Here is a 21,921-nt window from a genome sequence, read left to right as displayed (position 1 = left end):
TTTCGTCGCAGACCGATTTTCCGTAAGTCGACGGGTACCGGCGCCCTCCGGACAGTACTCAGGCGCTTCGTGCCTTGCGGAAGGAGTTCTTGATCCGGACCTTGCCGCCGGCGAGGTCGAGAAGATCCAGCCCGTCCACCTCGACGCGGCTCCCGTCCGTCTTCGTGCCGACGAACAGCCACTCCGACATGCCACGCTCCGGGCCGATCATCGTGACGCGGGACTTGGTCCACTGGCCATCCGGAAACGTGGCGAAGATGCCGGCATAGGCGGCCCTCACCGCCTCCTTGCCCGCATAGCGCTCGCCGCAGGCCTGGCTGCCGGCCGCCGACCAGAACTCGCCGTCCTCTGCCGTCATGTCCATGATCGCGTCGAGATCGTGCCTGTTCCAGGCCGCGCCGAAGGCTTCCAGCAGGCTGATGCTCATCATGTCCTCCCTGTGTCCGCCGACCCTCTCCGATCAGGGCGCGCCACGCAACAGGGTGCTCAGCCTGGACCTTTGCCCGCGGGCACGCTGGACCCCGTGGCCGGCGGCGCGACGAAGGGCGCGCGCCGTTCGCCTATGCGTCGAATGAGACCCGTCAGGGTGTCCTGGAGCTCGGTCGCGCCGCGCACGGCCTCGCGAAGCCTGATCTCCACCGCGCTCGCCGCCGTCACGGCCTCCTGCGAAAGGCTGCGCACCATCCGCGCATGCTCGGCAATGGCGGCGACGCCGGCCACGGACTCCGTCGTCTGCCGGGCGATGACGCCGGTCGCGTCGGCCTGCCCCGTCACGGCACCCGTCACCTTGCGCGCTGCGGCCTGAAGCGAGAGCATCGTCGCCATCAGTCCCTCGATGCTGCCGAGAATGGTCCCGCTGGTGGACTGGATCTGCCCGACGCGGGCGGCGATCGAACCGGCGGAGCGGTCCGTCGCCTGGGCGAGGCTCTTCACCTCTCCTGCGACGACGGCAAAGCCGCGCCCGGACTCGCCGGCCCGCGCCGCCTCGATCGTCGCGTTGAGCGCCAGCAGGTTGGTCTGCGCCGACAGGGATCGGATCTCCTCGACGACTCCTCCGATCTGCGAAATCGAAGCCTGCAGCCCGGCGATGTGGCGGGAGAGGTCGGCGCATTCGTCGGCGGCCCTGTCCACGCCCTGCACGGAATCGGTCGTGGTCTGCGCGATGTCGTGGGCCGTGGCGCTGAAGGAGCGGGTGGCCTCGGCGATCTCGCCGACCGCGTCGGCCACGCGGGAGGGGTCGGCGCCCGAGGCCGACACCGCCTCCATGGTTCTGCGCGCAGCCTCCGACAGCATCGCGGCGCCGCGCTCCGCCTCTGCGATCCCGGCCTTGAGGTCGCTTGCGCGGCGCGCGATCTCGGCCTCGAACGCGGTCCTGATGCCGTCCAGTTCGGAGGCCCGTTCGTCCTCGACGAGTTCGGCGAAATACCCCATCGAGAAGCACAAATCGGTCAGCATGACCTTGTTGAAGACCGCTAGCCGTTCCTCGAGACCCCGGCGGAAGCGGTAGCGCGCGATGACCGGCAACACGAAGGCGGTGAAGTCCCGCTGAAAGAACAGGGGGTAGCGGCGCGCATCCATGCCGCGGGCGAGCGCGCGCTTCACGATGCTGCGCTTGCAGCGGCGGTAATCCTCGTCGAAGTCGAGCCGGAACATCTTCTCGATCTTGAGAAGCTCGTCGGCGAGGAAGGCGGGATCGTGCTCCTGCCCGGCATAGCCGAGGTCGGTACGGTAAAGTCGCGCGAGTGCCTCGCCCGCCACCGGGCGGATCAGCCCCAGAAGCTCCGCTGCGACCTCGCATTCGCGCGGCGTGAACGAAGCGAAGTCGAGATCCATCGCCTACCTCTGAGCGGTCGCGGGACGATAGGCGGCGCGACCTTAACGGAGTCTCACGGCAAAGCCCACGTTTCCACGGCTTCACCGCATCTGGGCGCGACTTTCGCGCGAGGAACCATCCCGGCGGCTCGGGCGTTGTTGCGCGCCGGCTTCCGGCCTTCTTCAGCCGGAAATGCGACCCTTCACGCCATGTCAGCAGCGATCCTCTCCACGCCGACGAGCCGCAGCGCCCGGTGGCACATGGCGCTCTTCGGCGCCATGCTGGGCCTGCCCGTTTTCGCCTTTGCCGGGCTGATGCTGTGGCAGTATGCCCAGGCGGAGCGCCTCCGGGTTGAAAGCCGTGCAGCCGAAGCGGCCCGCACGGTCGCAGTGGCCATCGACCGTGAGCTCACCGGGCTGACCGCCGGCGCGCAGGTTCTGTCCCTGTCGCGGGCCCTCCAGTCCGACGACCTCGCCGCCTTCTACGACCAGGCGCAGAAGGTGGTGCAACTGCTCGGCGTCTCGCCCGTGCTCCGCACGCCGGATGGCCGCCAGCTGGTCAACACGCGCCGCCCGTTCGGCGAGGCGCTGCCCGACCTGGCGCTGCCGGTCGATGCTCAAGCCATCGCCACCCGGCAGCCGCAGGTTTCCGACCTGTTCGTCGGCCGCCTCAGCGGCGAGAAACTCTTCTCCATCGTCATGCCGGTGGTTCGGGGCAACGACGTTCCCTACACGCTGGCGGTGAGTATCCCGGTGACCCGCCTGAACGTCATGCTGGGGCAAATGGACTTGCCGCAGACTTGGACCCTCGCCGTTGTCGACCGGTCAGGGACCATCATCGCGCGCAATACGCGGGCCGACGAATTCGTCGGCAAGCGCGCCACCGAGGATCTGCTGAACAGCACGTCCGGCAAGGAAGGCACCTGGAACGGCACGACCATCGACGGGCAGGCCGTGATCGGGGCCTACTCCCGGACGCGCCTGGGGGACTGGCGGGTCGCCGTGGGCGTCAAGCGCAGCGAGCTCGAGGAATCGTTCCGCCGGTCCCTGTTCCTGCTGGCCGGCCTCGGCGTCGGCATCTTCGTGCTCTCCGCCCTGCTCGCCAGCCTCTTCGGCCGCCGCATCACCGCGCCGCTGCGGATGCTTTCGGCGAGCGCCGCGTCGCTCGGCCGGGGCGAGGAGGTGCGCCCGCTGAAAACATCGCTCGCCGAGGTGAACACCGTCGGCGCCGAGCTGGCGGAGGCCTCGACGCGGCTGCGTGAGCGCGAGAGGTCGATCCAGCGCGGTCAGGACCGCTTCCGCGCCGCCGTCAACGCCGTGCGCGGCGTGTTGTGGACCAACGACGCGTCGGGCCGGATGACGGGCGAGCAGCCCGGCTGGGCGGCGCTGACCGGCCAGAGCCGCGAGGAGTACGAGGGCTACGGCTGGGCCGATGCAGTCCATCCCGACGACCGCGAAGCCAGCGTGGCCGCCTGGAACGAGGCGGTGGAGCAGCGCAAGACCTTTGTCCACGAACATCGCGTGCGCCGCCGCGACGCCGTCTGGCGTTCTTTCGCCATCCGCGCGGTTCCTGTGCTGGATCCCGACGGCACGATCCGGGAATGGGTAGGCGTGCACACCGACATCACCGAGCAGCGAGACGCCGAGGCGGAGCTGAAGGAATCGAACGAGGAAATCCAGCGTTACGCCTACATCGTCAGCCACGATCTCCGCGCGCCGCTGGTCAACATCATGGGGTTCACCAGCGAGCTGGAGGCGGTGCGCGACGAGATCCGCACCGAAATCGCCGACAAGGCCAAGGCCGACACGATCGACAAGGACCTCGCCGAATCGCTCTCCTTCATCAAGGCCGCCATCAACAAGATGGACGGCCTCATCAACGCCATCCTGAAGCTCTCGCGCGAGGGACGGCGGACCTTCCGGCCCGAGCATCTGGAGATGACGCCGCTGCTCTCGGGCCTCGCCGACTCGCTGCGGCACCAGACCGACAGCCAGGGCGCCACGGTGACGGTGAAGGACCTGCCGCCCCTGGTCGCGGACCGGCTCGCGGTCGAGCAGATCTTCGGCAACCTCGTCGACAACGCGCTCAAATACCTCGCGCCGGGCCGGCCGGGACATATCGTGGTTTCCGGCGAACGCATCGGCTCGCGCGTCCGCTACACCGTCACGGACAATGGCCGCGGCGTCGCGGAGAAGGACCACAAGCGGATCTTCGAGCTCTTCCGGCGCTCCGGCGTTCAGGACAGGCCCGGCGAGGGCATCGGGCTCGCGCATGTCCGCACGCTCGTCCGCACGCTCGGAGGCCGCATCGACGTGTCCTCGACACTGGGCGAGGGCACCGTCTTCACCGTCACGCTTCCAGCCGAGCCGATGCGCGCGGCGCCGTCGCAGCTCGCTGCCGAATGAAGGAGATTGCCTTGCATCCCGTCTGCATCGTCATGATCGAGGACGACGAGGGCCATGCCCGCCTCATCGAACGCAACATCCGGCGTGCCGGGGTCAACAACGACATCCTGCCCTTCACCAGCGGCAGCGCGGCCATCGAGTACCTGATGGGCCCGGACGGCAGCGGCGAGGTGAGCGCGAAGCGCCATCTTCTCGTCCTGCTCGACCTTAATCTTCCCGACATGACGGGGATCGACATCCTTCAGAAGATCAAGGAGAACCAGCACACCAAGCGCTCGCCGGTCGTCGTGCTGACCACCACGGACGACCAGCGAGAGGTGCAGCGCTGCTACGATCTCGGGGCCAACGTGTACATCACCAAGCCCGTCAACTACGAGGCTTTCGCCAACGCGATCAGGCAACTCGGCCTGTTCTTTTCGGTTATCCAGGTTCCGGAGAACGACTGACCTTGCCCGATCTGGGGTCGCGCATCCTCTACGTCGACGACGACCCCGGCCTCGGCCGGCTGGTGCGGCGCGCCCTCGAATCGCGAGGCTACGCGGTCGAGCATGTCCTGGACGGACAGGCCGGCGTCGAGCGCATCCGCCAGGGCGGCATCTCGCTCGTGGCGCTCGACCACCACATGCCCGGCCAGACCGGGCTCGACGTCCTGCCCGTCATCAAGGCGCTGCCGAACGCGCCGCCGGTGATCTACGTCACCGGGTCCGAGGACAGCCGCGTCGCCGTTGCCGCGCTGAAGGCCGGCGCCGTCGATTACGTCTGGAAGGACGTCCAGGGCCATTTCCGCGAGCTTCTGGCCGAAGCGGTGTCGACCGGGCTGGAGCAGCATCGCCTGCGGCTCGCCAAGGAGCAGGCCGACCGCGACATCCGCGCCGCGCGCGACCGGGCCGAGGTGCTGTTGCGCGAGGTGAACCACCGCGTCGCGAACAGCCTCGCGCTGGTCGCCGCCATGGCGCGTATGCAGTCGAACGCGCTCACCGATCCCGGCGCCCGCGCGGCGCTGGAGGAAATGCAGGCGCGCGTCACCGCCATCGCCAACATCCACCGCCGCCTCTACACGTCGGACGACGTCCGGGTTGTCGAGATCGATGCCTATCTGGTGAGCCTCGTCGGGGAGCTGGAGGCCGCGATGAAAGCCGGGGGCGGGGCGCACCGCGTGGACCTCGACCTCAGCCCGATCAGCGTCGCCACCGACAAGGCCGTCTCGGTCGGCGTCATCGTCACGGAACTCGTGACCAACGCCTTCAAGTACGCCTTCCCCGCAGGGAAGTCGGGCCGGATCCTCATTGCCATGGCCGAGCCCGCCTCCGGCTGCGCGCGGCTGGTGGTCGAGGACGACGGCGTCGGCATGGCGGCGAGCGACGGCAGCCAGGGCACGGGCCTCGGCACCCGCATCGTCACCGCCATGGCGCGCAATCTCGGCTCGAAGGTCGCCTACGAGGATGCACGGCCCGGAACGCGGGCCGTGCTGGAATTCTCCACCGAGGTGCCGGTCTACGAGGGCGAGCAGACGGCTCAGGCCGTTCCCGGCCCGAGCACCACGACCGGCGTGCCGACCGGAACGCGCGAATAGAGGTCGATCGCGTCCTGGTTGATCATCCGGATGCAGCCTGAGGACACACGCTTGCCGATCGTCTCCGGCTCGAGCGTGCCGTGGATGCGGAACAGCGTGTCCTTGTTGTTCTGCCAGAGATACATAGCGCGGGCGCCGAGCGGGTTGCCCGGGCCACCCTTCATGCCGATGCCGCTCTGCAGCTTCGACATCTTTGCCTTGATCTCCGGCTGGCGGGCGAACATCTCGGGCGGCGGATACCAGTCCGGCCATTCCTGCTTGCTGTTGATCGTGGCGCGGCCCGACCAGCCGAAGCCCTCGCGCCCGACGCCTACCCCGTAGCGGATCGCCGTGTCGTTCTCCTGCACGAGGTAGAGGTAGCGGGCCTGCGGATCGATGACGATCGTGCCCGGCTTCTCCTTGGACGAGTAGGCGACCGTGGAACGCAGGTAGGCGCGGTCGATCGACGACAGGTTGATGGGGTGCACCGGGAAGGGCTCACCGGAGACAGCGCCGTACAGGGCCGAGGTGTCGCCGGAGAAGGCGACCGGGGCGGGCGGCTTCGCGCCGGGCTTCACTGACGGTGCGATCGACACGCAGCCGGCCAGGAGAGACGTCGTGCCGAGGAGTGCGGCGCCGCGGAGGGCGTCGCGGCGGGAGATGTGGGGCATTCTGGTCGGTGCTCCGGAAGAACGACCAGAGCCTAGCCCCGCCTGTTCTTAATCCCCGGTTGCAGACAGGGTTGCAGCGCTGCTTTGTACCCTGGGGTGTTGCGCTTCTGCATCACGCCCTGCCGGTGCCAGGCTGGCCGTTTCTCCGGGGGAAAGCCGCGCAGTCTTGTCGAGACGGGGGTGGGCGGCTACATCAGGGGCGCCCCGCTGCGAGTACCTTCCGGAGAATTGGATGCGCGCCCTCCTCGACGTCGTCAATCTGGCGCTGCAGCTCTACATCTACGTCATCATCGTCTCCGCGATCCTCAGCTGGCTGATCGCCTTCAACGTCGTGAACATGCGAAACGACGTAGTCCGCGCCATCTGGAATGCCATCTACCAGGTGACGGAGCCGGTTCTGGCTCCCATCAGGCGAAGGCTGCCGGACATGGGGGGCCTCGATCTCTCGCCCATCGTGCTGCTGCTGATCATCTACCTGATCCAGCTCGTCATCGCGTACTACATCTACCCCTACGTCTTCTGACCCAGTGCAGGTGCCCTGGCGCCCCGCCGCTCCGGGCCTGCTCGTTACGGTGCGGCTGACGCCGCGCGGCGGTCGCGACGCGCTCGACGGGGTCGAGACGCTCTCCGACGGCCGTGCCGTGCTCGCCGCGAGGGTACGGGCCGTGCCGGAAGATGGTGCGGCGAATGCGGCCCTGTGCAAGCTCATCGCCTCCGCCTGTGGCGTGCCGGCCTCCCGCGTGTCGGTGGCAGGGGGCGCGACGTCGCGTGTGAAGACGCTCACCATCGCCGGGGAGGCTAGCGAGCTTGCGCAGGCGCTGGCCGGCGCAGCAGCCGGGGCGGCGACGAAAAAAGGGAGATCGCCATGACGGCCACCATCATCGACGGCAAGGCCGTCGCCGAGGGCCTGCGCGCCGAGATCGCCGCGGCCGCGGCCGACCTCAAGCAGCACCACGGCTTCACGCCGGGACTGGCGGTGGTGCTCGTCGGCGAGAATCCCGCCAGCCAGGTCTATGTCCGCTCCAAGGTGAAGCAGACCGGGGAGGCGGGCATGAATTCCTTTGAACACCGGCTGCCGGCCGAGACCAGCGAAGCTGACCTTCTGGCGCTGGTGAACAGCCTCAACGCCGACGAGAGCGTCGACGGTATCCTCGTGCAGCTGCCGCTCCCGTCGCACATCGACGCCGACCGCGTGCTCGACACCATCGATCCCGCCAAGGACGTCGACGGCTTCCACCCCGTCAATGCCGGCCGCCTCGCCACCGGGACGGGCGGCCTCGTCCCGTGCACGCCGCTGGGATGCGTGAAGCTGCTCAGGCGGACGGTTGGCGATCTTTCCGGCCTCGAGGCCGTCGTGGTGGGCCGGTCCAACATCGTCGGCAAGCCGATGGCCATGCTGCTGCTGGCCGAGAGCTGCACCGTGACCATCGCGCACTCCAAGACCCGCGACCTGCCGTCCGTCTGCCGTCGCGCCGACATCCTGGTCGCCGCCGTGGGGCGGCCCGAAATGGTGACGGGCGACTGGGTGAAGCCCGGCGCCATCGTCATCGACGTCGGCATCAACCGCGTCGCGGCGCCGGAACTCGGCGAAGGCAAGACCAGGATCGTCGGCGACGTCGCCTACGAGTCTGCTTCGGCCGTTGCCGGAGCCATCACCCCCGTTCCCGGTGGGGTGGGCCCGATGACCATCGCCTGCCTGCTCGCCAACACGCTGACGGCGGCTTGTGCAAGGCGCGGGCTGCCCGCGCCGGCGCTTTAGGGCGGGCCCTCACCCTTCATCCCTCTCCCACATGGGAGAGGGGGACTTTGGCGGCGTGTTGGTTCGTAAGCCTCCAGCCGGGCAGCACCCCTCGTTACTCAGGCTCAACGCTCGGGCCCCCCTCTCCCTTGTGGGAGAGGGTAAGGGTGAGGGCCAACCTCGTCGGCCCATGCGACGAAGGTCGTCCCCTCCCCGTCTTGCTGCACCGCACCGGCCGGCGCATCCTCCGCCCGACGCAGGAGGCACGATGCCGACCGAGAGCAAGACCAGCCCGGGCCGCTTCTTCGAGGATTTCCGGCTCGGCGAGGTGATCCGCCACGCCACCCCCCGCACCCTGACGCAGGGTGACGCCGCGCTGTACACGGCGCTCTACGGCACGCGCTTCGCGGTGCAGTCCTCCGACGCCTTTGCCCGGGCGGCGGGCTATCCCCACGCTCCGCTAGACGACCTGCTGGTTTTCCACACCGTGTTCGGGAAAACCGTGCCCGACATCTCGCTGAACGCCGTTGCCAATCTCGGCTATGCCGGCGGGCGGTTCCTCGCGCCGGTGTATCCCGGCGACACGCTGTCAGCCGTCTCCGAGGTGATCGGCCTCAAGGCGAACGCCAACGGCCAGACGGGTGTGGTCTATGTCCGCTCCACCGGCCGCAACCAGGATGGCACCGACGTCCTCGACTATGTGCGCTGGGTCATGGTGCGGCGGCGGGAACCGGGTTCCTCCGTCCTCGACGAGCATGTGCCGGAACTGCCGAGGGCAGTTGCGCCGGACGCGCTCGGGGACGCCTGCCCCATCCTGACCCGGGGTGGCTACGACACCGGCCTGGCGGGATCGCCCTTCCTGTGGGGTGACTACGAGACCGGCGAGCGCATCGACCATGTCGACGGGATCACCGTCGAGGAGGCCGAGCACCAGCTCGCGACGCGCCTTTACCAGAACACCGCGAAAGTGCATTTCGACCGTATGGCGCAGGCGGAAAGCCGCTTCCGCAGGCGCCTGATCTATGGCGGGCACGTGATCTCGCTCGCCCGGGCCCTGTCCTTCAACGGCCTCGCCAACGCCTTCCATGTCGCGGCCATCAATGCCGGCCGGCACGTCGCGCCGCTTTTCGCCGGCGACACGGTCTATGCCTGGAGCGAGGTGCTGGACCGCCAGGAGTTGCCCGGCCGCACCGACGCTGGTGCGCTGCGCGTCCGGCTGGTGGCGACCAAGGACCAGCCCTGCGGCGAGTTCCCCCTGAAGGTCGGGGACGAGTACCACCCGGCCGTGATCCTCGACCTCGACCTGTGGCTGGTGCTGCCGCGGTAGGACGCCTGCCGTCCCGGGCTGGATTGCGCTATCGTGCAGCCACCGAGGAGGCACAGGATGTCGGCCCCATTCCCGAGGCCCATGGACGCGGACGAGTTCCTGGCCTGGGCACAGACGCAGCCCGGGCGTCACGAACTGGTGCAGGGCCAGGTCAGCACCATGAGCGCCGAGCAGGCACAGCACGCCCTGGTCAAGGGCGAAATCTACGCGTATCTCCGCCAGGGCGTTCGTGAGCGAAACCTGCCCTGCCAGGTGTTTGTCGACGGCATGGCCTTGAGGGTCTCGCGCGACACGGTTTATGAGCCCGACGCGTGCGTGCGATATGGCGAGCCCGTGGACCCTAAGGCACTGGCCGTGGACGACCCCCTGGTAGTGGTGGAGGTCGTGTCACCGTCCACGAGCCGGCGGGACTCCGGCGCAAAGCTCGCCGACTATTTCGCAATGCCCTCGGTCAGGCACTATCTCATCGTCGACTGCGACCGCCGGGTCGTGACCCATCACAGGCGCGAGGCGGGCCGGATCGAGACGGCCATCATCAGCCGTGGTGACCTGACGCTCGACCCTCCCGGCCTCGTGCTTGCCGTCCAGGACCTCTTCCCTGCGCAGACCGTCCGGACCTGACACCGTGCGGATCCCCATCGACACAGTGCTCCTGTCCGTCTGTCCGGAATGGCCGGAAGCGCCATCCGGGTCCGATGCCGCTGCCTGGGCTGGAGCCCTGCTGTCCGTCTGGCGTCAATGCGGGATGCCGGTCGTCCATGTCGGCGCAGACCGAGCCGGTCCGGTCCGGGCCTTCGTCGAGGGGCTCGAACCGCAGCCGAACGAGGCGATCTTCCCGGCACCGGGGGGCAACGCCTTCGCCGGCACGGGACTCGAGCAGCGGCTCGAGGCGGGAGGCCACACCACCCTCGTCATTTGCGGCGCGCCGACCGACGGCGCGGTCGCCATGACGGCGCGGCATGCGGGCGGCCTGGGCTTTCGCGTCTTTGTCGCGGCCGATGCGTGCTGGACAGTGGAGCGGACCGACCCATATGGCGGAACATGGCCGGCCGACACCGTCCACCGCGTCGCCCTCGCCGGGTTGCATGACGCCCATGCGGCGGTCGTCGATGCGCGCAGCGCCTGCGAGGCCGCGGCGCTGATCGCGAGCCGGAGAAAATAAGGGCAAGCCGGCGCGCAAGGCGTCCCGGGCTGCCCCGGAACGCGCAAATTGCAGGCGATTGAGCCTTTTGTCGGGTATCCTGCCGCATTGCGGAGGACATAGAGTTTCGCTATCGGAAACGGGCCGCATTCATGCTCGTGCCGTTCCCTGGCGCAGAGAGAAGGAAGGCCATGGCTGCCCCGAAGTCCGCTCCCGCACGCCCGCTGTCTCCGCACCTGCAGATCTGGCGCCCGACCCTGACGATGACGATGTCGATCCTGCACCGGATCACCGGCGGGGCTCTCTATTTCGGCACGCTGCTGCTGGCCGCTTGGCTCATCTCCGCGGCCACCAGCGCCCAGGCCTTCGACACCATGCAGTGGCTCATGGGCTCGTGGCTGGGGCTCATCGTCCTGCTCGGCTTCACCTGGGCGCTTATGCATCACATGCTCGGCGGCCTGAAGCACCTCGTCTGGGACACCGGCGCCGGCTTCGGTCCCGCGGGACGCGAACAGATGGCGCTCTGGTCTCTGATCGGCTCCATCGCCCTGACGGTCCTGGTCTGGATCGTCGGCTACGCCCTGCGCTGAGGATCATCCCATGGCCGAATTCGAGGCGCACCGCATCGAGACTCCCCTGAAGAAGGTGCGGGGGCTGGGCCCCGCGCATTCCGGAACAGAGCATTTCTGGCGCCAGAGGCTGACCGCCGTGGCGCAGATCCCGCTGACGCTCGCCTTCCTCGTCATCATCCTGTCGGTGGTCGGCAAGGGACGCGAGGCGCTGGTGTCGTCGCTGTCGCATCCCCTTGTCGCGCTGCTGGTGCTGCTCTTCATCATCACGGGGATCGTCCACATGCGCCTAGGCATGCAGGTCATCATCGAGGACTACGTCCATGGGGAGGGCGGGAAGCTCGTCCTGCTCATCCTCAACACCTTCTTCGCGATCGCCGTCGGACTCGCCTGCGTGCTCGCCGTCCTGAAGATCACATTCGGAGCCTGATCATGGCCGCCACCTCCAACGGACACGCCGCCCCCGCGGTGGCCGGCAAGGCCTACCCGATCACCGACCACACCTTCGACGTCGTCGTCGTCGGCGCCGGTGGCGCCGGGCTTCGCGCCACGGTCGGCTGCTCGCAGGCCGGGCTTCGTACCGCGTGCATCTCCAAGGTGTTCCCCACCCGCTCGCACACGGTCGCGGCGCAGGGCGGCATCTCCGCCGCGCTCGGCAACATGGGCCCGGACGACTGGCGCTGGCACATGTACGACACGGTGAAGGGGTCCGACTGGCTCGGCGACCAGGACGCCATCGAGTATCTCTGCCGCAACGCGCCCGCCGCTGTTTATGAGCTCGAGCACTGGGGCGTGCCCTTCTCCCGCACCGACGAGGGCAAGATCTACCAGCGGCCCTTCGGCGGCATGACGACGGACTACGGCAAGGGCACCGCCCAGCGCACCTGCGCCGCCGCCGACCGCACCGGCCACGCGATCCTGCACACCCTCTACGGGCAGGCGCTGCGCAACCAGACCGAGTTCTTCATCGAGTATTTCGCCATCGACCTCATCATGGACGAGGACGGCCGCTGCCGCGGCGTCGTGGCGCTGAAGATGGACGACGGCACGCTCCACCGCTTCCGCTCGCACCAGACCATTCTGGCGACCGGCGGCTACGGGCGCGCCTATTTCTCGGCCACCTCCGCCCACACCTGCACGGGCGACGGCAACGCCATGGTGCTGCGCGCCGGCCTGCCGCTGCAGGACATGGAGTTCGTGCAGTTCCACCCGACCGGCATCTATGGCGCGGGCTGCCTGATCACCGAGGGTGCACGCGGCGAGGGCGGCTACCTCACCAATTCCGAGGGTGAGCGCTTCATGGAGCGCTATGCCCCCTCGGCCAAGGACCTCGCCTCGCGCGACGTCGTCTCGCGCGCCATGACCATGGAAATCCGCGGCGGGCGCGGCGTGGGCAAGGACAAGGACCACATCTACCTGCACCTCGACCATCTCGACCCGAAGATCCTGCACGAGCGGCTTCCCGGCATCTCCGAGAGCGCCAAGATCTTCGCCGGCGTGGACGTGACGAAGGAGCCGATCCCGGTCCTGCCGACGGTCCACTACAACATGGGCGGCATCCCGACGAACTATCACGGCGAGGTGCTGACCAAGAAGAACGGCGATCCCGACACGGTCGTCCCCGGCCTGATGGCGCTCGGCGAGGCGGCCTGCGTCTCCGTGCACGGCGCCAACCGGCTGGGCTCGAACTCGCTCATCGACCTCGTCGTCTTCGGCCGCGCCGCCGGCCTGCGCGCCGCGGAGCTCGTCACACCCGGCGAGAAGCACGCCGAGCTGCCGAAGGACTCCGCCGACCTGTCGCTCTCCCGGCTCGACCGCTTCCGCAACGCCTCGGGCGGCACGCCGACCTCGGCTCTGCGCGACACCATGCAGAGGACAATGCAGAACAACTGCGCCGTCTACCGTACCGGCGAGGTGCTGGCCGAGGGCCAGAAGCTGATCGGCGATGTCTGGCGCGGCACGGCCGACATCCGCGTCACCGACCGGTCGCTCATCTGGAACTCCGACCTGATCGAGACGCTGGAGTTCGACAACCTGATCACCCAGGCCGTCGTCACCATGGAAGGCGCCCTCAACCGGCAGGAGAGCCGCGGTGCCCAGGCACGCGAGGATTTCCCGGACCGCGACGACAAGAACTGGATGAAGCACACGCTGACCTGGATCGACGAGGCGAGACACGCCGTGTCGATCGACTACAGGCCGGTGCACACCTACACCATGACCAACGACGTGCAGTACATCGAGCCCAAGGCGCGGGTGTATTAACTCCTTTGACAGCGCCGCAAGGAGCGGGGAAGCCTTCGATGACGGACATCCTGATCCGCGATGTCGACGACCACCTCGTTGAGGCCCTTCAGGCGCGAGCCAAGGCCCATGCCCGGTCGCTCGACCGGGAAGTGATCGAGCTTCTGAACCGCGGGCTCGCGGCGGAGCAGACCTGGGAGCAGAAGCTCGCAGACGTCCGCCGCATCGCTGCCATGACGCCGAAGGACGTGCCTCAGACGGACAGCGTCGTCCTGCTCAGGGAGGATCGCGACGGGCGATGATCGTCGTCGACGCTTCCATCGCCGTAAAATGGTTCGTCGCCGAGCCGGGCCACGAGGCCGCCGACAGAGTGTTGTCGTTTCATTCCGACATGATCGCTCCGGACAGGCTCCTCCTCGAGGTCGCCAATACGATGCTTCGCAAGACCCAGCGTGGTGAGATGTCAGACTATCAGGCGTCGGCCGCTCTGGTTCGCCTCCCGACCCTCCTGGTCGAGATCGTTCCCTCCCAGGTGATCCTCACGCAGGCCTTCGCACTCGCCCGCGCGCTGAATCACCAGATCTATGATTGCACCTATCTCGCACTCGCGATCGCGCGGAATTGTCCAATGATCACGGCCGACACGGCATTTGCCGGGAAGGCTGGACCCGCGGGCTACTCCGAACAGGTTATCGCGCTTGCGGACTGGGACTCCTCGCCCTCGTGAACTTATGGCACCAAGGATCTGAACATGGTCCAGCTCTCCCTTCCCAGGAACTCGCGCATCGTCGAGGGCAAGGCGTGGCCGAAGCCCGCCGGTGCCAAGCGCGTCACCGAGTTCAGGATCTACCGCTACGATCCCGACGGCGGCGCCAATCCACGGCTCGACACCTACTGGGTTGACCGCGACGATTGCGGCCCGATGGTCCTCGACGGGATCATCTGGATCAAGAACAAGGTCGACCCGACGCTGGCCTTCCGCCGCTCCTGCCGCGAGGGCATCTGCGGCTCCTGCGCCATGAACATCGACGGGGCCAACGCGCTCGCCTGCACCACGGCCATCGACGAGGTGAAGGGCGGGGCGGTGAAGATCTATCCGTTGCCGCACATGCCGGTGATCAAGGATCTCGTCCCGGACCTGACCAATTTCTACGCCCAGCACGCTTCCATCGAGCCCTGGCTACACACCTCCTCTCCAACCCCTGAGAAGGAGTGGCAGCAGGCGCCGGAGGACCGCGTCAAGCTCGACGGCCTCTACGAGTGCATCCTGTGCGCGTGCTGCTCGACGAGCTGCCCGAGCTACTGGTGGAACGGGGACCGCTATCTCGGTCCCGCCGCCCTGCTGCAGGCCTATCGCTGGCTCATCGACAGCCGCGACGAGGCCACGGGCGAGCGGCTCGACGGGCTCGAGGATCCCTTCAAGCTCTATCGCTGCCACACCATCATGAACTGCGCCAAGGTGTGCCCGAAGGGCCTCAACCCGGCCAAGGCGATCGCCGAGATCAAGAAGATGATGGTGACGCGGCAGGTCTGACGCCGTCCGTCACCCGAGCGCACTCGCGCTGTCGCGACTCCGGCCTATATACGTCCGGAGCGCCAGCTGCAGGGAGCCTTCGTGAGCGTCGGACTGATAGCCCTCCTCGACGACATCGCCGCCATCGCCAAGGTGGCGGCTGCCTCGCTGGACGACGTCGCCGCACAGGCGGCCAAGGCAGGCGCCAAGGCGGCCGGCGTGGTGATCGACGATGCGGCCGTGACGCCGCGCTACGTCGTCGGGTTCGCAGCGAAACGCGAGATCCCCATCGTCGCCCGCATCGCGGCGGGCTCGCTGCGCAACAAGCTCCTGTTCCTGTTGCCTGCGGCGCTGGCGCTCAGCCTGCTGGCCCCCTGGCTGATCACGCCCCTGCTGATGCTGGGCGGGGCGTATCTCTGCTTCGAAGGCGCGGAGAAGATTGCCGAGAAGCTGTTTCCGCACGCGGCCCACGCGGCCGAGGAAGCCGCGGGTGCGTCCGGCGCCGATCCCGTGGCGCTCGAGAACGAGAAGGTCGCCGGTGCGATCCGCACCGATTTCATCCTCTCGGCCGAGATCATGGCCATCACGCTCGCCGCCGTGCCGGCCGAATCGCCTTTCTGGACGCAGGCGCTGGTGCTGGCCGTGGTGGGCATCGGCATCACAGCCGCCGTGTACGGGGTCGTTGCGCTGATCGTAAAGGCCGATGATGCCGGCCTCGCGCTGGCGCGCTACGCGAGGCCCGGCGCCGTCGGCGCGATGGTGCGCGGCTTCGGGCGCGGTCTCGTCAGGGGCATGCCCGTCGTCCTGCAGCTGCTCGCCATCATCGGTACCGCCGCCATGGTCTGGGTCGGCGGCGGAATCATCGTGCACGGGCTGGAGCTTTACGGCTGGGGTACGCTGGGGCACGTGATCCACGACATCGCCGAGCGCGCGGCCCAGGCAGTGCCCGTGGCGCAGGGTTTCGTCTCCTGGCTCGTCTCCGCCATCGGGTCCGGCCTCATCGGCCTCGTTATCGGTGCCGCGCTGATCCCGGTCGCCGCCTACGGGGTTGCGCCCCTCGTCCGGCTCGCCGGCCGCCTGCGCGGCAAGACTGCCTGAGGCCATCCGGCCTCAGGTCGCGCGGCGGTCGAGGAGGCCGATGGCGAGGACCAGTCCCGCCGTCGCCAGCACGATTCCCGTCACCTGAAGTCCCGTCGGGACGATGCCGAGGGCCGGCACGGCCATGAGCACCGCGAAGGCCGGGACGAGCGACGGGAAGATGCCGGCCCGGCTCGCCCCGAGGCGGGTGACCGCGGCACTGTAGGCGAGCGTGGCGAGGACGGCCGAGACGAGACCCTGGAAGACGGCTTGCAGCGCCGCCGCCTGCGGGTGCTCCATCACGGTACGCAGACCGCCGGTCGCGAGGTAGAGCGGTGCCACGACGACGAGCCCGAGCACGGCGACGATGGCGGTCGCGCGCACGGCATCCACCTTCCACCGGCGCAGATTGACGGTGAAGATGGCCCACAGCATGCCGGCCACCAGAAGCATGCCGTCCCACCCGCTGGGCAGGCCGAAGCCTTTCCCGTCGGCCCGGCTGTCGGCAACGAAGACGAGGCCGGCGATAACGATGGCGACGCCCAGCCAGCGCGACCAGCTCACCTTCTCGCCGAGGAGGATGGCGGACAGGACCAGGCTTGCCAGCGTGATGGTCGATGGCGCGATCACCGGCCCGTGCGCGAAGGGGGTGTTGCGCAGGCCCTCGGCATAGAGCCAGGCGAAGAGCGGCCCGGCGCCCAGCGTGAGGGCGATGCCGCGCCACCAGCCGACACCGCCGAGGTCGCGCAGGCCGAGGCGCCAGAGGAAGGGCGCCATCACCACGCCGGCGGTGATGAAGCGCAGGGCCGTCAGGTCCCACGCCGTCAGGCCGCCGTCGAGCCCGTGCCTCGCCGCGACGGAGTAGGCGCCCCACGCGACGACCGCGAACAGGCCGAGAAGGATGCCCGTGAGCAGGTTGCGGCGCGACGCGCCCGCCGCATCTGCCGTTTGCGCGGTCACGGTCGGGCGCTGCAGGTCGTGCATGGGGGACTCCGGAAGGAGAATTCAGGGTGGCACGGGCGTGGCTGTCGCCACAACCGCCGTTTGCCGGGCCGCAGGCCCGGAGCGCCTGACACGCGGCAGCAACGCCGTCCGGGCAACGGAGGAGACCTCTGCTTGGACGATGAGCCGTACTTATCGATTTAAGTCGGGCTTTGCCCACGACTCGCCCCTTGCGGCGGGGGCGACGCTATGCTCTAAATCGCGCCGACAAGAAAAAGGCCGCGCAAGCGCGGCCCAAGTCTGGGGAGGAAACGCCCAAGACGGGCGCGCAGCAACGCTGCGTGACCTGACTTAGGGTCAGCCGCATAGACGGCAAGGTCTGGGGCAGCTTTGGCTGCCCTTTTGTTTTTCACGCTTGTGTGTCCCGGCATTGCGCGGCGCCGGCCGGGGCCGGGCTTCCCCCGCCGGCCATCAGGCTCATTCAGCTCATCCAGTTGCCGCCGTCGACATTGAGTGTCTGGCAGGTCACGTAATGTGCGTCATGGGACGCGAGGAAGATCGCGGGACCGACGAGGTCCTCCGGATCGCCCATGCGGCCGAGCGGCACCGCCTCGCCGACCATGCGCTTTTTCTCGCCGACGGGCCTTTTCTCGTATTTGGCGAACAGCGCGTCGACCCGGTCCCACATCGGCGTGTCGATGACCCCGGGAGCGATGGCATTGACGCGGATGCCCTCCTTGGCGAGTTCCAGCCCCAGTGACTGCGTGATGCTGATCACCGCCGCCTTGGCGCTGCAGTAGAGGACGATGTTGCCCTCGCCGCGCCGTCCGGCCTGCGAGGCGATGTTGATGATGGCGCCGCCCCTGCCGTGCCGCCGCATCGCGGCCACGGCGGCCTGCGCGGTGAACACGACGCCGCCGACGTTCACGTCGTACTGGCGCCGGTACATCTCCTCGGTGATCTCGGCGATCGGCGCCATGTCGAAGACGCCTGCATTGTTGAAGAGCACGTCGAGGCCGCCGAACCGGTGCTCCGCCGTCTCCACCGCTGCTGCGATCGAGGCTCTGTCGCGAACATCCAGGGGCACGGCCACGGCACGATCCCCGAGCGACGCGGCGAGCGCTGTGGCCGTGTCAATCTCGATGTCGGCGACGACGACCCGCGCGCCCTCGCGCACATAGCCCCGCGCGACAGCCGCCCCGATGCCGCGCGCCCCGCCGGTGACGAGCGCAACCTTGCCCTCGAGCTTCATGGACGTCCTCCCGATCCACCGCGGCCTCTGCCGGGCCACCCGGGATGCAGCTTGGGACGCAGGCAGGCGAAGAGCAAGACTGCCGGAGAACCCTGTCATCCCCGGCCGGAGCCGCGCAGCGGCGGAGGGGAAGGGGAGCCAGGGGCCGCCAGCGAGCGGGTTGCAGGCCGGAAAGGCGCTGGATCCCCTTCCCGCGCCTCCGGCGCGCCGGGGATGACAAGGAAGTGAGGCGGCCGGACCTAGGGCGCGCTGCTGACCGCCATTGATCCAGGGTGGGATGACCACAGGTTGGCCTGCCGGAGAAGCCTGTCATCCCCGGCCGGAGCCGCGCAGCGGCGGAGGGGAAGGGGAGCCAGGGGCCGCCAGCGAGCGGGTTGCAGGCCGGAAAGGCGCTGGATCCCCTTCCCGCGCCTCCGGCGCGCCGGGGATGACAAGGAAGTGAGGCGGCCGGACCTAGGGCGCGCTGCTGACCGCCATTGATCCAGGGTGGGATGACCACAGGTTGGCCTGCCGGAGAAGCCTGTCATCCCCGGCCGGAGCCGCGCAGCGGCGGAGGGGAAGGGGAGCCAGGGGCCGCCAGCGAGCGGGTTGCAGGCCGGAAAGGCGCTGGATCCCCTTCCCGCGCCTCCGGCGCGCCGGGGATGACAAGGAAGTGAGGCGGCCGGACCTAGGGCGCGCTGCTGACCGCCATTGATCCAGGGTGGGATGACCACAGGTTGGCCTGCCGGAGAAGCCTGTCATCCCCGGCCGGAGCCGCGCAGCGGCGGAGGGGAAGGGGAGCCAGGGGCCGCCAGCGAGCGGGTTGCAGGCCGGAAAATGCGCTGGATCCCTTCCCGCGCCTCCGGCGCGCCGGGGAGGACAAGGGTGAGGCGGCCGGCGCTAGGGCGCGTTGCTGCCGCGCCAGCGCTCGAGGGCGGCGATGGCCGTTTCGGCGTCGATGATGTCGGCGTAGCGGCGGCCGACGTCGGCGAGGTTCTGCTCGTGCGCCGCCTGGTCGTGGTCGCCGACGCAGTCGCGCGGCACCTGGACGCGGAAGCCGGCGGAGAAGGCGTCGACGATGGTGGCCCGGACGCACCCGGAGGTAATGCACCCGGTGACGATGACCGTGTCCACGCCCTCGCGCGTCAGCACGGCCGCGGCGGCCGTGCCGAAGAACATGGAGGGGGCCGTCTTCGACATCACCACGTCGGGCTCCTCGGCGGCGATGCGCGGGTCCAGCGCCGCCTGCGGCGTCCCGGCGATGAGGTCGAGCACCGGGCCGACCTTCCAGGGCTGCGCGCCCTTGCGGCTGTCGAAGGCGATGGCGCAGGCCAGCACGGGCGCCCCGGCGCGCTTGGCCGCCCGCATCACGCCGAGCGTCTTCTGCAGGGCCGCCTCCACCATCGCGCCGCCCCCCATCGGGAACTCCGCCTCGGTGAAGCCGCGCTGGAAATCGACCACCAGCACGGCGGGCTTGCGCCCGAAGCCGATGGGTTCGCGGGCATAGCCGCGCTGCTCGTAGATGTCGGCCATTCCCGCTCCTGATGGCGATGCGTGTTGGATTCCGGCTTGCATTGTGCAGCCTTGGACGCCGAATTCAACGCGGAGGCACGCATGGGCTACCGGATCTCCGTCGACACCGGCGGCACCTTCACCGACATGGTGGTGCTCGACGAGGCCGGGCGGCTGCACATCGGCAAGGCGCTGACGACGCCCGAGCGCATTTTCGAGGGGATGGCGGGTGCCCTTGCCGTCGTCGCCGAGGAGCTGGGGCTCGATGTCGCCGCGCTGCTCGCCCGCACCAACGTCCTCATCTATGGCACCACGCGCGCCACCAACGCCATCGTCACAAGGCGCACGGCGAAGACCGCGTTCCTCACCACCACCGGGTTCCGCGACACGCTGGTTTTGAAGGAGGGCGGCAAGCACGGGCCGCACGACTACAGCTACGATTACCCCGACCCCTACATTTCCCGCCGCTACACGTTCGAGATCGACGGGCGCATCGGCGCGGACGGCGAGGAGGTCTCCCCCGTGTCGGACGCCCAGGTCCGGGCTGTCGCAGAGACCCTGAAGCAGCGCGGCTTCGAGGCGGTCGCGGTGAGCCTGCTCTGGTCCATCGCCGATCCCGCGCACGAGCTGGCCGTCGGCCGCATTCTCGACGATGTGATGCCGGGCGTGCCCTACACGCTGTCGCACCAGCTGGTCCCGATTTTGCGCGAGTACCGCCGGGCGTCGGCCACCGCCATCGACGCATCGCTGAAGCCGCTGATGCAGCGGCATTTGCGCGACATGAGCGAGGACCTGCGGGCCGCCGGCTTCAGCGGCGATCTCCTTGTGTCGACCTCTGTCGGCGGCTGCCAGCACGTCGACGAGCTGGTGGCCCGGCCCATCCACACGCTGAAGTCCGGGCCGGCCATGGCGCCCGTGGCGGGCCGCGCCTATTCCGCGGTCGAGAAGCTTGGCGGCAACGCCATCGTCTGCGACACCGGCGGGACCACTTTCGACGTCGGCCTGGTGCGCGACGGCGGCCTCGTCTACACGCGCGACAGCTGGCTGGGGCAGCGCTGGCTGGGCGACATCATCGGCACCTCAACCGTCGACGTGAGGTCGGTGGGTGCGGGAGGCGGTTCGATCGCCTGGGTCGATGCGGGCGGGCTCCTGCGCGTCGGCCCGCAATCGGCGGGCTCGGTGCCCGGCCCGGCCTGCTACGGCCGCGGCGGCGACAGGCCGACTGTCACCGACGCCGCGCTCGTGCTGGGCTACATCGACCCCGACTACTTCAACGGCGGACGTCTGACGCTGGACAGGGCCGCCGCGCAGCGCGTCGTCGCGGCGCTCGCCGCCGAACTCGGGCGCGCCCCGGACGCGCTGGCGGCCGACATCATGACCATCGCCAACGAGCACATGATCAAGGCGATCGGCGAGATCACCGTGAACGAGGGGCTGAACCCGCGCGAGAGCGTCATCGTCGCCGGCGGCGGCGCGGCGGGCTTCAACATCATGCCGATCGCGCGCGAGCTCGGCTGCGAGACTGTGATCCTGCCGCGCCTCGCCTCGGCGCTGTCGGCCTGCGGCATGCAGTACAGCGAGATCGTGCACGAGGCGACGCGCAGCCGCTTCACGGATACGTCCGCCTTCGACACCGAGGGCGTCAACGCGTCCCTGGCCGCCATCGCCGGCGACCTCGAGGCGTTCAAGGCCGGGCTTGCGGGAGCGGAAGGCGCGCGGGTCTCCGCCGCCTTCTTCGTCGAGGCCCGCTACCGGGCGCAGGTGTGGGAGCTGGACACGGCGCTTCCCTCCTCGCACATCGAGGGGCCGGAGGACGTGGCGGCGCTCGCCGAATCCTTTCACCGCACGCATGAGCGCGTCTACGCCGTGCGCGACGAGGGCAGCCCTGTGGAGTTCGTGAACTGGAAGGGGCGCATCGCCATCACGCTCTTCGATCCCCCGCCGCCTCCGGACGCCACCGCGCAGCCGCACGCGGCGACGCCGACCTCGCATCGGGACTGCTACTTCACCGAAACGGGACGGGTGCGGACGCCGATCTACCGGGGTGACGCCCTGGCGCCCGGCGCGGCCGTGCAGGGGCCCGCCGTCATCGAGGAGCCGACGACCACCATCGTCGTCTATCCCGGCCTGTCCGCGCGACTCAGCGTGGCCGGCAACTACATCCTGACCTGCGCGTGAGGAGGCCC

Annotated in this window: 23 protein-coding genes; 17 read left to right on the top strand and 6 right to left on the bottom strand. The window is 69.0% G+C overall.

Annotation, left to right across the window (positions count from 1 at the left end; translation table 11 throughout):
* Positions 1-58: 58 nt before the first annotated feature.
* Both AC5JCN_RS16555 and AC5JCN_RS16550 read right to left on the bottom strand, forming a co-directional pair.
* Positions 59-427: a nuclear transport factor 2 family protein gene (locus tag AC5JCN_RS16555; RefSeq protein WP_495756186.1), complete on the bottom strand. Its 369-nt coding sequence runs from the start codon at positions 425-427 to the stop codon at positions 59-61.
* A 59-nt stretch (positions 428-486) separates the two neighbouring features.
* The gene (locus tag AC5JCN_RS16550) at positions 487-1,833 is read right to left on the bottom strand and encodes a methyl-accepting chemotaxis protein (protein ID WP_495756185.1); all 1,347 of its coding nucleotides are present in this window, start codon (positions 1,831-1,833) and stop codon (positions 487-489) included.
* A 189-nt stretch (positions 1,834-2,022) separates the two neighbouring features.
* Here AC5JCN_RS16550 and AC5JCN_RS16545 point away from each other — a divergent pair, with 189 nt between their 5' ends.
* Genes AC5JCN_RS16545 through AC5JCN_RS16535 form a run of 3 tightly spaced genes read left to right on the top strand, consistent with a single transcriptional unit; the run spans position 2,023 to position 5,791 of the window.
* Positions 2,023-4,218 carry a sensor histidine kinase gene (locus AC5JCN_RS16545; protein ID WP_495756184.1) on the top strand — a complete coding sequence of 732 codons (2,196 nt, stop codon included), beginning with the start codon at positions 2,023-2,025 and terminating at the stop codon, positions 4,216-4,218.
* A 32-nt stretch (positions 4,219-4,250) separates the two neighbouring features.
* Positions 4,251-4,664, top strand: a complete 414-nt coding sequence (locus AC5JCN_RS16540; protein WP_495757663.1) for a response regulator — start codon at positions 4,251-4,253, stop codon at positions 4,662-4,664.
* A gap of 2 nt (positions 4,665-4,666) precedes the next feature.
* Complete coding sequence (locus AC5JCN_RS16535; protein ID WP_495756183.1) at positions 4,667-5,791, top strand: sensor histidine kinase; 1,125 nt, start codon at positions 4,667-4,669, stop codon at positions 5,789-5,791.
* Here the strand turns inward: AC5JCN_RS16535 and AC5JCN_RS16530 are convergent.
* The gene (locus tag AC5JCN_RS16530) at positions 5,734-6,441 is read right to left on the bottom strand and encodes a L,D-transpeptidase (RefSeq protein WP_495756182.1); all 708 of its coding nucleotides are present in this window, start codon (positions 6,439-6,441) and stop codon (positions 5,734-5,736) included. The two genes, AC5JCN_RS16535 and AC5JCN_RS16530, sit on opposite strands and share 58 nt — an antisense overlap.
* 232 nt (positions 6,442-6,673) lie before the next feature.
* Here AC5JCN_RS16530 and AC5JCN_RS16525 point away from each other — a divergent pair, with 232 nt between their 5' ends.
* From AC5JCN_RS16525 to AC5JCN_RS16465, 13 genes are all read left to right on the top strand, one after another.
* Positions 6,674-6,964 (top strand): YggT family protein, encoded by a 291-nt coding sequence (locus tag AC5JCN_RS16525; RefSeq protein WP_495756181.1) that lies wholly within the window; start codon positions 6,674-6,676, stop codon positions 6,962-6,964.
* Between the two features lie 10 nt (positions 6,965-6,974).
* Positions 6,975-7,310: a DUF167 family protein gene (locus tag AC5JCN_RS16520; protein WP_495756180.1), complete on the top strand. Its 336-nt coding sequence runs from the start codon at positions 6,975-6,977 to the stop codon at positions 7,308-7,310.
* Positions 7,307-8,200, top strand: a complete 894-nt coding sequence (gene folD / locus AC5JCN_RS16515) for a bifunctional methylenetetrahydrofolate dehydrogenase/methenyltetrahydrofolate cyclohydrolase FolD (protein WP_495756179.1) — start codon at positions 7,307-7,309, stop codon at positions 8,198-8,200. Before AC5JCN_RS16520 ends, folD begins: the two co-directional genes overlap by 4 nt.
* A gap of 247 nt (positions 8,201-8,447) precedes the next feature.
* A complete protein-coding gene (locus tag AC5JCN_RS16510) occupies positions 8,448-9,506 on the top strand; it encodes a MaoC family dehydratase (RefSeq protein WP_495756178.1) in 1,059 nt (352 codons plus the stop codon).
* A gap of 57 nt (positions 9,507-9,563) precedes the next feature.
* The gene (locus tag AC5JCN_RS16505; RefSeq protein ID WP_495756177.1) at positions 9,564-10,127 is read left to right on the top strand and encodes a Uma2 family endonuclease; all 564 of its coding nucleotides are present in this window, start codon (positions 9,564-9,566) and stop codon (positions 10,125-10,127) included.
* Positions 10,128-10,131: 4 nt separating this feature from the next.
* A complete protein-coding gene (locus AC5JCN_RS16500) occupies positions 10,132-10,668 on the top strand; it encodes an isochorismatase family protein (RefSeq protein ID WP_495756176.1) in 537 nt (178 codons plus the stop codon).
* Positions 10,669-10,838: 170 nt separating this feature from the next.
* Positions 10,839-11,237 (top strand): succinate dehydrogenase, cytochrome b556 subunit, encoded by a 399-nt coding sequence (gene sdhC, locus AC5JCN_RS16495; RefSeq protein WP_495756175.1) that lies wholly within the window; start codon positions 10,839-10,841, stop codon positions 11,235-11,237.
* Positions 11,238-11,247: 10 nt separating this feature from the next.
* The gene (gene sdhD, locus AC5JCN_RS16490) at positions 11,248-11,646 is read left to right on the top strand and encodes a succinate dehydrogenase, hydrophobic membrane anchor protein (RefSeq protein ID WP_495756174.1); all 399 of its coding nucleotides are present in this window, start codon (positions 11,248-11,250) and stop codon (positions 11,644-11,646) included.
* Between the two features lie 2 nt (positions 11,647-11,648).
* The gene (sdhA, locus tag AC5JCN_RS16485) at positions 11,649-13,481 is read left to right on the top strand and encodes a succinate dehydrogenase flavoprotein subunit (RefSeq protein ID WP_495756173.1); all 1,833 of its coding nucleotides are present in this window, start codon (positions 11,649-11,651) and stop codon (positions 13,479-13,481) included.
* A 38-nt stretch (positions 13,482-13,519) separates the two neighbouring features.
* On the top strand, positions 13,520-13,762 hold the full coding sequence (locus AC5JCN_RS16480) for a FitA-like ribbon-helix-helix domain-containing protein (RefSeq protein WP_495756172.1): 243 nt from the start codon (positions 13,520-13,522) through the stop codon (positions 13,760-13,762).
* Positions 13,759-14,187, top strand: a complete 429-nt coding sequence (locus tag AC5JCN_RS16475; RefSeq protein WP_495756171.1) for a type II toxin-antitoxin system VapC family toxin — start codon at positions 13,759-13,761, stop codon at positions 14,185-14,187. The genes AC5JCN_RS16480 and AC5JCN_RS16475 overlap by 4 nt, the downstream gene beginning before the upstream one ends.
* Positions 14,188-14,211: 24 nt before the next feature.
* Positions 14,212-14,994 (top strand): succinate dehydrogenase iron-sulfur subunit, encoded by a 783-nt coding sequence (locus tag AC5JCN_RS16470; RefSeq protein WP_495756170.1) that lies wholly within the window; start codon positions 14,212-14,214, stop codon positions 14,992-14,994.
* 81 nt (positions 14,995-15,075) lie between these two features.
* Positions 15,076-16,071, top strand: a complete 996-nt coding sequence (locus AC5JCN_RS16465) for a DUF808 domain-containing protein (RefSeq protein WP_495756169.1) — start codon at positions 15,076-15,078, stop codon at positions 16,069-16,071.
* Between the two features lie 12 nt (positions 16,072-16,083).
* Here the strand turns inward: AC5JCN_RS16465 and AC5JCN_RS16460 are convergent, their stop codons facing one another.
* The 3 genes from AC5JCN_RS16460 to AC5JCN_RS16450 all read right to left on the bottom strand — a co-directional run bounded on the left by AC5JCN_RS16460 (position 16,084) and on the right by AC5JCN_RS16450 (position 19,756).
* Positions 16,084-17,034: a DMT family transporter gene (locus tag AC5JCN_RS16460; RefSeq protein ID WP_495756168.1), complete on the bottom strand. Its 951-nt coding sequence runs from the start codon at positions 17,032-17,034 to the stop codon at positions 16,084-16,086.
* 439 nt (positions 17,035-17,473) lie between these two features.
* A complete protein-coding gene (locus tag AC5JCN_RS16455) occupies positions 17,474-18,244 on the bottom strand; it encodes an L-iditol 2-dehydrogenase (RefSeq protein WP_495756167.1) in 771 nt (256 codons plus the stop codon).
* A gap of 879 nt (positions 18,245-19,123) precedes the next feature.
* Positions 19,124-19,756 carry an isochorismatase family protein gene (locus tag AC5JCN_RS16450; RefSeq protein WP_495756166.1) on the bottom strand — a complete coding sequence of 211 codons (633 nt, stop codon included), beginning with the start codon at positions 19,754-19,756 and terminating at the stop codon, positions 19,124-19,126.
* Between the two features lie 81 nt (positions 19,757-19,837).
* Between AC5JCN_RS16450 and AC5JCN_RS16445 the strand changes: the two genes are divergently transcribed.
* Positions 19,838-21,913, top strand: coding sequence for a hydantoinase/oxoprolinase family protein (locus AC5JCN_RS16445; RefSeq protein ID WP_495756165.1), 2,076 nt, complete (start codon positions 19,838-19,840; stop codon positions 21,911-21,913).
* Positions 21,914-21,921 lie beyond the last annotated feature (8 nt).

Source organism: Alsobacter sp. (genome assembly GCF_059501845.1).
Note: the sequence above shows the minus strand (reverse complement) of the source record. Positions and strands in the feature narration are given on the sequence as shown.